The sequence below is a fragment of the Bacillus sp. JJ1503 genome, from assembly GCF_036965125.1.
In the GTDB taxonomy this organism is placed as follows: domain Bacteria; phylum Bacillota; class Bacilli; order Bacillales; family Cytobacillaceae; genus Cytobacillus.
Genome location: NZ_JBALOZ010000281.1, coordinates 1 through 13,880 on the forward strand (window position 1 = coordinate 1; position 13,880 = coordinate 13,880).

Genomic DNA, 13,880 nt, shown 5'->3' on the forward strand with positions numbered 1-13,880 from the left:
TTCAGTTTTCAAAGAACTATCATATCGCTCAGAGGCGACTTTATTAATATATCATTTCTATATAACGTTGTCAACATTTTTTTTCAAAGGAGTTATTTGCTCTCGCTTGCTGACTTGAATTAGTATAACAAGCCCATAGTGCTTTTGCAAGTGTTTTTTACGCATAAATCGACTTTTTATTATTGTAAAATATGTTAATTCCCTTTTGCAAAAAAATAGACCAACTATTTGTGGTCTATTTAATCACTTCCTCTATATATAATTGCCGAAGCTTTTCTAAGTGAAAAATTTCACCGGTTTGATTTATTTTCACAAGTGGCCTTGTCGGAGTTTTTTCTTCTAGAAACATAATTTCAGCTATTTGACCATTTGAAAGCTTTACACTGCTTCCAATTGAAAAAGTCATAAAGCCTGACCCGATTGCGTGCATCGCTGCAATATCATATTTCCCGAACATATCCTGGAGCATCATTTCTAAAACTTTAAAAGGTGACTGTTTTTTTCGGTAAAGTCTATTACTAGTCATGGCATGAAAGGTATCAGCAACCGCAATGATTTTGGCAAATGTGCTGATTTTATTGTTTTGTTCCCCTAATGGATAGCCACTTCCATCTAATCTTTCATGATGTTGAAAAATCCCTAACTTTGTCGTTTCTTTTAATAGAGAAATATTTTGCACCATCTTATAGCTATAAACTGGATGTCTTTTAATCTCTTCAAATTCCTGAAGAGTTAAGGTTGAATTCTTAAAAAGGATAGAAGGCTTTACTTTTGCCATTCCTGCGTCTGAAAGACAACCGCTAAGAGCAAGCTGTAAAACATCTCCTTTATTATATTTAAGTTTCTTTCCGATAAAGGCACTTAATAGCCCGACTGCAACAGAGTGCTGATACAGGTATTCATCATTAGTTGATAAATGATGCAGGGAGAACAAATCAGAGGGATTAGTTTCTGATTTATCAACGAGAGGAAGCATAATGTTTCTTATTTTTGAAATATCAATCGGCAAACCTGATTGCCAGTTCTTAAATTCCCTTTTAAAATTTTGAACTCCTATAAGAAACATATCTTCCAGACATCCATTGTTCTCGCTTGGTGCTTCCTTTGTTTCTCTCTCATCAATTATGTATTCTTTTGGAATAAACACAGAGCCATTAACCATTAACTTTTCTACAGCTACTTCCTCAATAAGAAAAGCATTTAATATATGTATTAATTCTTTCGTAAGAATGCTTTTCTTTGTAACAATTGGACGATTTGTCAGACTATAAATATCTTCAGATACAATACATCCCTCTCGCAATTCCTTTATGTTTACACGCACAGTCTTCCACCCCAAATGTCATGAGTCGTTTTTACCATTATACCCCATTAAACACAAAAGGAGGAACACAAAATTTGTGTTCCCCCGATTTGTATATTATTCTTGATCATCTTCTACGGATTCCTCATCTGGAAGGAATTCAGCACTTTCTAATGGCTTTGTTAACTCCTCTTCAGGTTTATCCTCTTCTTTTTCAACCTTGGCAACAGTAGCGACAAATTCATCTATGTTTTCGTCTAAACGAATGAGTCTGACACCTTGAGTGTTACGTCCCATTGTCGAAATATCACTAACAGCCATGCGGATTAGGACACCGCCAGTCGTAATTAACATTAAGTCTTCTTCGCCAGTGACCGCTCTCATGGAAACTAGATTTCCATTTTTCTCGGTAACATTACATGTTTTAATTCCTTTTCCGCCTCTTCCTTGAATACGATATTCTTCGGAAGGTGTACGTTTACCATAACCGTTTTTCGTAACAATTAGTATTTGAGAGTTCTCCTCCAACACTTCCATTCCCACTACTTCATCATCACCGCTTAAGCTTATTCCTTTAACCCCTGTTGCGGTACGTCCCATTGAACGGACATCATCTTCAGGGAAACGAATGAGCAGCCCATTTTTCGTTCCAATAATAATTTCCTTCTGTCCATCTGTTAAGCGTACAGAAATCAGCTCATCATCTTCTCTTAAATTAATGGCAATTAACCCATTGTTTCTAATATTAGCAAATGAAGTAAGAGGGGAACGCTTAGAAATCCCTTGCTTAGTTGTAAAGAATAAGAACCAATCATCTACAAATTCTTCAATAGGGATAATAGCGTTTACCCATTCATCCTTCTCGATGCCGCTAAGCAAGTTAACAATTGGAATTCCTTTCGCTGTACGGCTAAATTCAGGAATTTCATATCCTTTAGAACGATATACCTTCCCTTTGTTCGTGAAGAACAAGATTGTGTCATGGGTTGATGTTGTCATTAAATGCTCAACAAAATCATCTTCATTTGTCCCCATGCCTTGAATTCCTCGGCCACCACGCTTTTGGGCACGGTAAGTAGAAACCGGCAGACGTTTAATATAGCCTTTATGAGTTAGAGTGATGACGATATTTTCACGGGGAATAAGATCTTCATCTTCAATTTGCTCAATGCCCCCTGCAACGATTTCCGTGCGGCGCTCATCATTAAATCTTTCTTTAATTTCAAGCAATTCTTCACGGATAATTTCGAGTACCTTTTCCTCATCCGCTAATATCGCTTTCAGCTCGGCAATTAGTTTAACTAAGCTTGCATATTCATCTTCAATTTTTTCACGCTCTAAGCCTGTTAAACGTTGTAGACGCATATCTAGAATTGCCTGAGCTTGCTTCTCAGAAAGATTAAATTTAGACATTAATCCTTCTCTGGCAATATCCGTTGTTTGAGAGCCGCGAATTAATGCAATTACTTCATCCAAATGATCGAGTGCAATTCTTAAGCCTTCAAGAATATGAGCACGAGCTTCCGCTTTTCTTAATTCAAACTCTGTTCTGCGGCGGATTACGACCTTCTGGTGATTGAGGTAATACTCTAAACATTGCTTTAAATTCAGTACTTTCGGTTCCCCATCAACGAGAGCAAGCAAATTGATTCCGAAGCTCGTCTGCATCGCCGTTTGCTTATATAGATTGTTCAATAATACACTTGCATTAGCATCTCTGCGAACTTCAATGACAATCCGCATACCGTTACGGTCGGATTCATCACGCAAATCGGTAATCCCGTCAATCTTTTTATCTCTAACCAGCTCAGCAATTCTTTCAATCAGCTTAGCTTTATTCACTTGATAAGGAATTTCATTGACAATAATGACTTCTCTGCCATTTGATTTTTGTTCAATGTCTACTTTTGCTCTTAATGTAATAGAGCCTCTTCCTGTTTCATAAGCCTTGCGAATGCCGCTTCGGCCGAGAATCATCCCAGCTGTAGGGAAATCCGGTCCCGGAATAATATCCATCAGCTCCGGAATTGTCATATCAGGATCCTTACTAATGGCAAGAACTCCATCAATGACTTCGCCAAGCTGATGCGGAGGGATATTCGTTGCCATTCCAACAGCTATTCCTGATGTACCATTCACTAATAAATTCGGGAATCTAGCCGGCAAAACAACGGGCTCTCTCTCTTCCCCATCATAGTTATCCTGATAATCAATTGTGTCTTTATTAATATCTCTTAAAAGCTCCATCGAGATTTTGGACATACGAGCTTCCGTATAACGCATCGCTGCTGCAGAATCCCCATCGACAGAACCAAAGTTGCCATGCCCATCTACAAGCATATAACGGTAGTTAAAGTCCTGAGCCATCCGCACCATTGTTTCATAAACAGCAGAGTCACCATGCGGATGATACTTACCAATAACATCCCCAACGATACGAGCTGATTTCTTATAAGGCTTGTCTGAATGCATGCCAAGATCATGCATTGCGTATAAAATCCGGCGATGAACCGGCTTTAATCCATCTCGTACATCTGGTAAAGCACGAGATACAATAACACTCATCGCATAGTCAAGAAAGGATGAACGCATTTCCTGACTTATATTAATCTCTTTTACTGAGGGCTTCGGAGTTTCAGCCATGTAAAGAACCTCCTTTATGTGAACAACTATTTCTCAATCTATCCATAGGTGAAAATTCCCGATGAATAGTTTCTATGATAAAAGGTAGCCTAAATATCAAAAGTAGCTCCCTTTGCACTTCATGTATATAAAACCAGGATAGAATAATAGCCATCTACCCTGGGTCTCAATCAAATATCTAGGTTCTTAACATATAATGCATTTTCTTCAATAAATTGACGGCGAGGTTCCACTTTATCACCCATAAGGATTTCAAAGGTTTCATCCGCTTCAATCGCATCTTCAAGATTTACCTGCAATAAAGTTCTTGTTTCTGGATTCATCGTTGTTTCCCAAAGCTGCTCTGGATTCATCTCTCCTAACCCTTTGTAACGCTGTACATTTGGTTTAGGACTGCTTGGCAAGCTCCCCATAACTTCTTCCAGCTGACTTTCATTGTAGGCATACTCAATCCGTTTACCTTGCTGGATTTTGTATAAAGGTGGCTGAGCGATATAAATATATCCCGCTTCAAGGATTTGTCTCATATAACGATAGAAGAAGGTTAATAGTAAAGTACGAATATGGGCACCATCAACATCCGCATCGGTCATGATAACAATCTTGTGGTATCGCGCTTTCGAAATATCAAAGTCATCACCAATGCCCGTTCCAGCTGCTGTAATCATGGCTCTTACTTCGTTGTTTGAAAGAATTCGATCCAGTCTAGCTTTCTCAACATTGAGGATTTTCCCTCTTAGCGGAAGAATGGCTTGGAAATGGCGATCACGCCCTTGTTTGGCGGATCCGCCCGCTGAATCACCCTCAACAATATATAATTCAGAGATGGATGCATCCTTTGAAGAACAATCCGCTAATTTACCAGGTAAGCTTGATACTTCTAATGCACTTTTCCGTCTTGTTAATTCACGAGCCTTTTTAGCTGCTAATCTTGCACGGGCAGCCATTAGCCCTTTTTCAACGATTTTTCTCGCAACAGCCGGGTTCTCTAGCAGGAATTTGTCTAATGCCTCAGAAAAAACAGTATCTGTAATCGCACGGGCCTCAGAGTTCCCTAGCTTTGTTTTTGTTTGTCCTTCAAATTGAGGGTCCGGATGCTTAATGGATATAATAGCCGTAATTCCTTCGCGGACATCTTCCCCTGAAAGATTGGCATCATTTTCTTTGAAAATCCCACTTCTTCTTGCATAGTCATTAATAACCCTTGTTAAAGCTGTTTTGAAACCGACTTCATGGGTTCCGCCTTCATACGTATTAATATTATTGGCAAAGGAATAAATATTGCTTGTATACCCATCATTGTACTGGATGGATACTTCAACATTAATTCCATCACGCTCGCCCTCAATATAAATCGGTTCCTCGTGAAGGACTTCCTTTGAACGATTTAAATGCTCAACGTACGACTTGATTCCGCCCTCATACATATATTCTAGCTTCTTGCCATCTTCTCGCTTATCCTCAATGTTAATTTGGAGGCCGCGATTTAAGAAGGCTAATTCTCGAATACGGTTTGCCAGTGTATCAAAGTCGTATTCAAGTGTTTCAGTGAAGATCTCCGGATCTGGCCTGAAATGTATCGTTGTCCCTGTATGATCGGTTTCTCCGATGATCTTTATATCCCCACACGTAACGCCACGCTCAAATTTAATATAGTGAATATGTCCATCCCGATGAACAAATACTTCTAATTCAGTGGAAAGTGCATTAACAACAGAAGCACCTACACCATGCAGCCCGCCGGAAACCTTATATCCGCCGCCGCCGAATTTCCCTCCAGCATGGAGAACGGTCATAATAACTTCAACAGCTGGACGGCCCATTTTTTCCTGAGTATCGACAGGGATACCACGTCCGTTATCGATGACGGTTATACTATTATCTTTCTCGATGCACACATTAATCTCTGAACAATATCCGGCTAATGCTTCGTCAATACTGTTGTCTACAATTTCCCATACGAGATGGTGCAAACCTTTAGCACTTGTAGAACCAATATACATCCCTGGACGCTTACGAACCGCTTCTAGACCTTCTAAAACCTGTATCTGATTGGCATCATAAGACTCTTCCTGCACTGCCTTTTGCTCCATTGACACATCGATCACCTACACTTTCATTTGCATTACTATCAAATATCAATTATCTATAAAAAAGCCTGGCTAATCCTTATTCTATTTCGCCAAACTATTATCTTTATTTTAAATTGCAGATTTCGCGGAACGCTTTTTTAATGTACCTGATGCCAGTGGGGAAAAGTAGATTTCCTTCGTGGTAATGACCACTGATTTATAAGAACCTTTGGAGAGGTTTATGACAGAGTGCTTCTGGCGCTCTAAAAACTCTTCTATCATTTTAGAAGAGTGAACACTTTGCTTATCAACAATAGCGACAATATCCTTGGAACGAACTAATATATCTTCTCCGACATGGATGTACAAATGCTCACCTCATTGAATCTTTTTCACGCTTCCAGCTTCCACCCTGAAAGCAGCTGCCTCTTTTAAGGTCTTATGATCAATTCCATCAACACTTGTTGTTGTGACAAAGGTTTGTACTTTTCCTTGAATCGTATTTAATAAATGTGATTGCCGATAATCATCAAGTTCTGAAAGTACATCATCAAGAAGCAATAGGGGATATTCACCAATCTCAGAATGAATAAGCTCAATTTCTGCGAGCTTAACAGATAAAGCTGTTGTTCGCTGCTGCCCTTGTGAGCCAAAGGTTTGTACATCGCGCCCATTTACATAAAAAGTAAGATCATCCCGATGAGGGCCGAACATCGTAACACCACGTTCAATTTCTCTATTTTTTATTTTTCCAAACTTATCTTCGTATACTTTTATCATTTTCGACAAATCTTGCTCATCTGATACATCTGCCGATGGCTTGTACTCTATTTTCAACGATTCAAGCCCTCTTGATATTCCTTCATGAATCGGCATTGCCCAATTTTCAAGCAGCTGCAGAAATTCGAAGCGCTTTTTCACGATTTTGACGGCAGTTTGAATAAACTGCTCTGTCAGGATATCCAGCATTGTTTGATCCGTTTGTTTTTTTATTTGGAGCTGCTTTAAATAGTGATTTCTTTGCTGCAGTATTTTTTGATACTGGCTAACATCATGGAGATAGATGGGAGAAACTTGCCCTATTTCCATGTCGATAAAACGCCGTCTTACCTGCGGGCTTCCCTTTACAAGATGGAGATCTTCGGGAGCAAACATGACGACATTCATATTTCCCACGTATTGACTTAATTTTTGCTGTTCAATATGGTTGCACTTAGCCTTTTTTCCCTTTTTGGAGATAACTAATTGCATCGGCAAGGAACCTCTATTTTTTTGGACCCTACCTTCTATTTTAGCATACTCTTGGTCCCAGCGAATAAGTTCTTTATCATTTGAGGTACGATGCGATTTTGCCATGGCTAATACATATATGGATTCCATGACGTTTGTTTTTCCTTGTGCATTCTCACCCAATATGACATTCACCTTATTTTCAAACTGGACTTCTAATCCTTCATAGTTCCGGTAATTTTTTAACAGCAATTGCTCTATATACATGGACCTACATCCTTTTAGCATAGCTCTCTGCTACAGAAGGCCTATTTTTTAAACAATCGTAAATGAACCAAAGTCCTCGATTTGAACTTTATCTCCCGTTCGGAGCTTTCTGCCTCTTCTTTGGTCCTGCTCTCCATTTACGAATACTTCATATTCACTTAAAAACCACTTGGCCATCCCGCCAGACTCAATAACCTCAGCTACTTTAAGAAATTGGCCCAATGTAATATATTCCGTATCAATTTTGATTTCTGTCATCTTTTCACTTCCTCGATTGTTTGATTTTTTGTCAAAAAGAAAATAAAAGCTATCTCCCCTTATTTTTCCCATAAAATCAAAACAATTTCTAGAATGTACCCTAAAATTCTATTTTACTAAAAATTTAGCGATTATACAAAGAAAAGCTACCAGCTCTTATGCTGGCAGCCCTTCTTGTTTATTAATACGTTCTAACCGGCAAAATCAGCTGGAGAATGGAATCGTCATTAATTGGTCGAATAACAAATGGTCTCATGGCTCCCGTGAAACTAATCTTAATTTCTGAACCCTCTAGTGTTTTAAGTGCATCCATCATAAATTTGGCGCTGAAGGAGATTTTTAAATCCTCACCATCTACAGATTGGCTTTGTAATTCTTCGACAACATGTCCGATTTCTGGTGTATTAGAAGATATTTCAATAACCCCTGCGTCAATCGTTGTAAATTTAACGACATTATTTCGTCCTTCTCTTGCTAATAGTGAAGCACGATCAATCGCATGTAAAAACTCCTTCGTATTGACGACAATATCTGTTTTGCTTTCTGTCGGGATCAATCTGGATGTATCAGGATAATTACCTTCAAGTAATCTTGAGAAAAATAATAGGTGCTTGGCTTTAAATAAAACTTGATTTTCTGTAATGACAATTTCAACTGGATCATTATGATCATCCAAAATTTTGCTTAATTCACTTAAGCTCTTTCCTGGAATAACGACATTGTAATTTTCTGCAGCTTCTGTTTCTATTCTTGCTTTTCGAAGCGCTAAGCGATGGCTATCTGTTGCAATACAGGTTAATTCCCCATTTTCCACTCTCCAGTTTACACCTGTCAAGATAGGGCGTGTTTCTGAGGTGGACACTGAAAATACCGTTTGTCGAATCAACGCTTTAAGAAGATCGGTTGGAATCTTAAACACATTTTCTTCCGAGATTTGCGGTAATAACGGATACTCCTCCGCATCTAAACCATTTAATTTAAATTCAGATTTTCCAGAGCGGATGACTGTTTGCAGCTGGTTTTCCACATGCATTTCAACCGTATCCGTCGGCAGCTTCTTAACAATTTCGCTAAAAAACTTAGCCTGGAGCACAATGGAGCCTGTTTGCTTGATTTCAGCAATTTCATCTCCAGCTTCTTCTTTAGGAATAAATGATTCAATCGATATATCTGAATCACTGCCTGTTAAAGTTACTCCTTCAGATGTCGCGACAATTTTGATCCCCGTTAAAATTGGAATAGTAGTTCGGCTCGTTACCGCCTTCATAACATCTTGAACACCTTGAACTAATCGATCCCGTTGGATTATAAATCTCATTTCTTAATCCTCCGTTTAAACTATTTTTATGATTTTAGTTATATATTTTTCTTTTAAAAAATACTAGAAGTACTAGTAGGGCTTGTTAACATGTGGATAACTGTATTTTTTTAATGGAAACACAGCCTATCCACATGTGGACAGACTGTGTATAAGCTGGTTGATGTTATGCACACTATATTTTTAGTATTTCATGAATCTCTTTAATTTCTTTTTGGAATTGAGTATCTGTTTGTACGAGTTTAGAGATTTTTTCATGAGCATGGATCACGGTTGTATGATCCCGTCCTCCGAATTCTTCTCCAATTTTAGGCAAAGAGAAGTCTGTTAATTCCCGCGATAAATACATGGCAATTTGTCGAGGAAATGCAACGGATTTTGTTCTTTTCTTCGCTTTAAAATCTTCTAGCTTCACATTATAGTGTTCCCCGACAACACGCTGAATATCAAGTATCGTAATCACTTTTGGCTTTGAGCTTGGAATAATATCTCTAAGAGCCTCAGCTGCCAAATCGGCATTTATGTCTTTATTAATTAAGGATGAGTACGCAACAACGCGAATAAGAGCGCCCTCTAATTCACGAATATTAGAGTCAATCTGATTGGCAATATATAGCATAACTTCATTTGGTATATCTAGTCCTTCAGCTTTCGCCTTTTTGCGCAAAATAGCAATCCTTGTTTCAAGATCTGGCGGAGTGATATCGGTGATAAGCCCCCATTCAAATCTGGAACGAAGCCTATCTTCAAGGGTTGGGATTTCCTTTGGCGGCCGATCACTGGATATAATTATTTGCTTGCTTTCCTCATGTAATGTATTAAAGGTATGGAAAAATTCCTCTTGAGTTGATTCTTTTCCTGCTAAAAATTGAATATCATCAATTAACAATACATCCACTTTTCGATATTTATTGCGGAAATCGACGGCCTTATTATCACGAATAGAGTTAATAAATTCATTCGTAAATTTCTCTGATGATAAATATACAACCTTAGCTGACGGGTTATGATCCAACACATAATGGCCAATGGCGTGCATAAGGTGAGTTTTTCCAAGTCCTACTCCCCCATAAATAAATAAAGGGTTGTATGCTTTAGCTGGTGCTTCAGCTACTGCTAATGAAGCAGCATGGGCAAATCGGTTTCCTGAGCCGATAACAAACGTATCAAATGTATATTTAGGATTAAGCATGTTTAATGGCAGTTCAGGATGTTCATCCTCTTTATCCGCTTTTCTAGGCGGGTTTGGAAAATTAAGCGCTTCTTCACTTTGATTTTGAGGAATGATAAATTTTACTCCTAATTCTTCTCCAGTTATGTCATAGAGAATTCCAGAGATCAATTGGGAATAGCGCTCTTCCAGCCAATCACGGGCAAACTCATTCGGCGCAGTAATCGTTAACGTGTCACCTTGAAGAGAGTGAGCTTTCGTTGACTTCAGCCATGTTTCATAACTGGGTTTGCTTATTTTCTTTTCTATGCTGGTCAGTGCATTATTCCAAAGATCCGCAATGTTCTCCAATAGATAGCCCTCCTTTTCCAGTTATTATTAAAGAAATTTTCGTTAGCAGGTAGAACGTAGTAGGCCAATAATCACTTTTTATTAGTGTATTAGAATGATAGGCACCAAAAAAATATAGGCTATACAAGCAGTACAACCTACATATTAATAAATATACAGACTCATGTATGTGGAAAAACATATAATAAGGAAAAGAAGAAGGATTTCGACAATATCCACTAGCTGTGGACAAGGTTTTACAACCTTAAAGAATAAGTCATCCACATCTTATCCACAATCTGTGGATAACGAAGTTATGCACAATGATTTATTAAGTGTGAAAACACAAATATGATAACAGATATTCCTAAGAGGTGCAATGGTTTTTAAGAATCTATCCACAAGGCTAAGAGTATGTGGATTTAAATTGTCCACAAGGGGTGTTTGTGTGAAAAAGCTGTCGATATGTGTTGTGGATAATAAAAAACGTGTCGAAAAATTATCCACAACATAAGAATCGCAGGCTATTCGGGTGTTAAATTAAAAAAGTGGAGAAAATTACTTTCTTAAAAACAAAATTTTTAAGTGACAGAGATTCAAAAAGAGGGTAAACTTTCTTGGTGGATCTTTTTGTAAGAATTGAGTTAGTTTAGAATGCAAGCTTACGAATTTCTACCAGTTGACAACATTCTAGTTACATCTTTATAATTAGTAGGACTGTCTTTAACAGCTATTCCTCAGGGAGGTGTCATATAATGAAAAGAACTTACCAACCAAAAGCACGTAAAAGAAGTAAAGTTCATGGATTCCGCAGCCGCATGAGCACGCCAAACGGACGTAACGTCTTAGCTCGCCGCCGCCGTAAAGGAAGAAAAGTATTATCTGCTTAGGCCACTGAAACGTCAGTGGTCTTTTTTTCCATAATCAATTAAAAACAGAGTCTTCCGCTTGTTAGAGAGGTAAGAGAAGATGAAAAAAGAATTTAGAGTGAAAAAGAATAAAGAATTTCAAGACGCCTTTAAAAAAGGCAAGTCATTTGCCAATCGGCAATTTGTTGTTTACTCACTTAATAAGCCAGGTCAGGAGCACTTTCGAATTGGTCTTTCAGTGAGTAAGAAAATTGGCAACGCCGTAAATAGAAATCAGATCAAGCGCTATGTTCGTCAAGCTTTTCACGAACTAGAGCATGAATTAAAACATCCTTTCGACTATATTATTATTGCAAGAAAGCCTGTTGCTGATATGGGTTTCCATGAAATTAAAAACAGTTTAATTCATGTATTAAAGCTGTCGAAGGTTATGGTTAAGCCTAAGCCAGGAATGGCTGATAAACAGTCTTAAGAAGAAGTGTTTTCTTTAAAGACATGCTTTATTAATAATGTTAAAATATATGTAGTTTTGTTTTCCATAATCTTCTGAATTGCATTTATATATTTAGAAGGTGACAAACTTGGGAATAAACATACAATAGATTAATTTTCTTAGCAGTAAGGAGGAAAAATCGTTTGAAGAAAAGAATACTTCTAGTAGTCGGGCTGATCTTCTTAACAGCGCTTTTATCAGGCTGTATGGATATTAACGTGCCGATTACATCCGAAAGTGAAGGCTTTTGGAATCAGTACATAGTTTACCCGCTTTCACTTTTCATCATAAAAGTTGCTGAATTTGCTGGTGGCAGCTTTGGTTTATCGATTATCATTGTCACCATTATTGTCCGCTTATTCATGCTTCCTTTAATGATTAAACAAACGAAAAGTTCTAAGGCAATGCAGGCATTGCAGCCAGAAATGGCAAAATTAAAAGAAAAATACAGTTCAAAAGATCAAAAAACCCAACAAAAGCTGCAGCAAGAAACCATGGCGCTATTCCAGCAGCATGGGGTCAACCCTTTAGCTGGATGTTTTCCATTAATCATTCAAATGCCAGTACTGATTGGATTCTACCATGCTATATCCCGTACTCAGGAGATTAAGTTACATTCCTTTTTATGGTTTGAACTAGGTGCTCCAGATCCAATTTATCTTTTGCCGCTAATTGCTGGTGTAACAACATTTATTCAGCAAAAAATGATGATGGCAGGTACAGCTAATCAAAATCCGCAAATGGCGATGATGCTTTGGCTCATGCCGATAATGATCGTTGTTTTTGCTATTAACTTCCCAGCTGCCCTTTCATTGTATTGGGTAGTCGGTAATATCTTTATGATCGTTCAGACGTATTTTATTAAAGGTCCGGAGCTGAAAGCTACAGCAACCGGTAAAGCAGGAGGAGCAAAAAAGTGAAACAAGTAACTGCTACAGGACAGACCGTCGAGGAAGCAGTAAAGTCGGCTCTAGCTCAGTTGCAGACAACGGAAGAACGTGCAGAAATTACAATCGTCGATGAAGGCAAAAAAGGGATCTTTGGCATCTTTGGTTCACGACCTGCAATTGTAAAAGCTGTTATGAAAATAGACCCAATTGAAGAAGGCAAGAAATTCCTATTAGATGTAAGTGAAAAGATGGGCGCTGCGATTGAAATAGAGGTAATTGGCAGCGGGAGAAACATCGAATTCATTTTAACAGGGGAAAAAATTGCTCTGCTTATTGGAAAAAGGGGTCAGACTTTAAATTCTTTGCAGTATTTAACACAATTAGTTATGAACCGCTATTCGGAACAATACATTAATGTATTACTGGATGCGGAGGATTATCGGAAAAGGCGAAATGATACACTTATTCAGTTAGCTGGACGATTGGCGCAAAAGGCGATAAAGACAGGTCAAACTGTTACTTTAGAACCGATGCCTTCATATGAAAGAAAGGTCATTCATACTGCTCTAGCTGATAATAAAAGGATAAAAACGTATTCAAGCGGAAATGACCCGCATCGCCATCTCGTCATTACACCCGTTAAATAAGCAGGAACCCAATCTCGTGATTGGGTTCTTTTTTTTGTTCTAAAAATTCATTGCATCATTTCTTGTCATAGGATACGGCTGCTTTGTTGTTATTCACATGTGGATAAGATAAAATATAGTATACCTAATTTGAAAACTGTGGATAAATAAAAGGTTTTTGAAAATATAAATGCTGTGGACAAGTTTTATTTAAAGCAAGAAGAGGAAGACAAACTTGTTTTCTAATAAAAAGGCATATGATATTCTATTATTTTGTAGAAATCACAGGAAGTAACGTTTATCGCAGATTAACGGGCTGTAAGACCTCCACTTCAAGAAGTCGAGTAAAACAAAAATTTCTAAGTGGGGGTCAACAGCCCGTAAAGGCCCGATTGGTTCAACTAACAATC

At 38.1% G+C, this 13,880-nt stretch carries 12 protein-coding genes; 4 read left to right on the forward strand and 8 right to left on the reverse strand.

The features are described 5' to 3' along the window. Positions 1–235: 235 nt before the first annotated feature. From V7149_RS20075 to dnaA, 8 genes are all read right to left on the reverse strand, one after another. Positions 236–1,324, reverse strand: a complete 1,089-nt coding sequence (locus V7149_RS20075) for an HD-GYP domain-containing protein (RefSeq protein WP_335347365.1) — start codon at positions 1,322–1,324, stop codon at positions 236–238. Positions 1,325–1,420: 96 nt separating this feature from the next. Continuing rightward, positions 1,421–3,946, reverse strand: a complete 2,526-nt coding sequence (gyrA, locus tag V7149_RS20080; RefSeq protein ID WP_335347366.1) for a DNA gyrase subunit A — start codon at positions 3,944–3,946, stop codon at positions 1,421–1,423. A gap of 170 nt (positions 3,947–4,116) precedes the next feature. Continuing rightward, positions 4,117–6,039 (reverse strand): DNA topoisomerase (ATP-hydrolyzing) subunit B, encoded by a 1,923-nt coding sequence (gyrB, locus tag V7149_RS20085; protein ID WP_335347367.1) that lies wholly within the window; start codon positions 6,037–6,039, stop codon positions 4,117–4,119. Positions 6,040–6,147: 108 nt separating this feature from the next. Then, positions 6,148–6,387 (reverse strand): extracellular matrix regulator RemB, encoded by a 240-nt coding sequence (gene remB, locus V7149_RS20090; RefSeq protein ID WP_335347368.1) that lies wholly within the window; start codon positions 6,385–6,387, stop codon positions 6,148–6,150. A 9-nt stretch (positions 6,388–6,396) separates the two neighbouring features. Then, a complete protein-coding gene (gene recF / locus V7149_RS20095; RefSeq protein WP_335347369.1) occupies positions 6,397–7,515 on the reverse strand; it encodes a DNA replication/repair protein RecF in 1,119 nt (372 codons plus the stop codon). Positions 7,516–7,563: 48 nt separating this feature from the next. Next, a complete protein-coding gene (yaaA, locus tag V7149_RS20100) occupies positions 7,564–7,773 on the reverse strand; it encodes a S4 domain-containing protein YaaA (protein ID WP_335347370.1) in 210 nt (69 codons plus the stop codon). A gap of 181 nt (positions 7,774–7,954) precedes the next feature. Beyond that, the gene (gene dnaN, locus V7149_RS20105; RefSeq protein WP_335347371.1) at positions 7,955–9,091 is read right to left on the reverse strand and encodes a DNA polymerase III subunit beta; all 1,137 of its coding nucleotides are present in this window, start codon (positions 9,089–9,091) and stop codon (positions 7,955–7,957) included. A gap of 175 nt (positions 9,092–9,266) precedes the next feature. Then, positions 9,267–10,613: a chromosomal replication initiator protein DnaA gene (dnaA, locus tag V7149_RS20110; RefSeq protein WP_335347372.1), complete on the reverse strand. Its 1,347-nt coding sequence runs from the start codon at positions 10,611–10,613 to the stop codon at positions 9,267–9,269. Positions 10,614–11,347: 734 nt separating this feature from the next. On the opposite strand from dnaA, the gene rpmH reads away from it, so the two are divergent. The 4 genes from rpmH to jag all read left to right on the forward strand — a co-directional run bounded on the left by rpmH (position 11,348) and on the right by jag (position 13,491). Further along, the gene (gene rpmH, locus V7149_RS20115; RefSeq protein ID WP_066296007.1) at positions 11,348–11,482 is read left to right on the forward strand and encodes a 50S ribosomal protein L34; all 135 of its coding nucleotides are present in this window, start codon (positions 11,348–11,350) and stop codon (positions 11,480–11,482) included. A 79-nt stretch (positions 11,483–11,561) separates the two neighbouring features. Beyond that, complete coding sequence (gene rnpA, locus V7149_RS20120) at positions 11,562–11,933, forward strand: ribonuclease P protein component (RefSeq protein ID WP_335347373.1); 372 nt, start codon at positions 11,562–11,564, stop codon at positions 11,931–11,933. Between the two features lie 164 nt (positions 11,934–12,097). Further along, the gene (gene spoIIIJ / locus V7149_RS20125) at positions 12,098–12,874 is read left to right on the forward strand and encodes a YidC family membrane integrase SpoIIIJ (protein ID WP_335347374.1); all 777 of its coding nucleotides are present in this window, start codon (positions 12,098–12,100) and stop codon (positions 12,872–12,874) included. After that, positions 12,871–13,491: an RNA-binding cell elongation regulator Jag/EloR gene (gene jag / locus V7149_RS20130; protein ID WP_335347375.1), complete on the forward strand. Its 621-nt coding sequence runs from the start codon at positions 12,871–12,873 to the stop codon at positions 13,489–13,491. Before spoIIIJ ends, jag begins: the two co-directional genes overlap by 4 nt. The last annotated feature ends 389 nt before the right edge of the window (positions 13,492–13,880 follow it).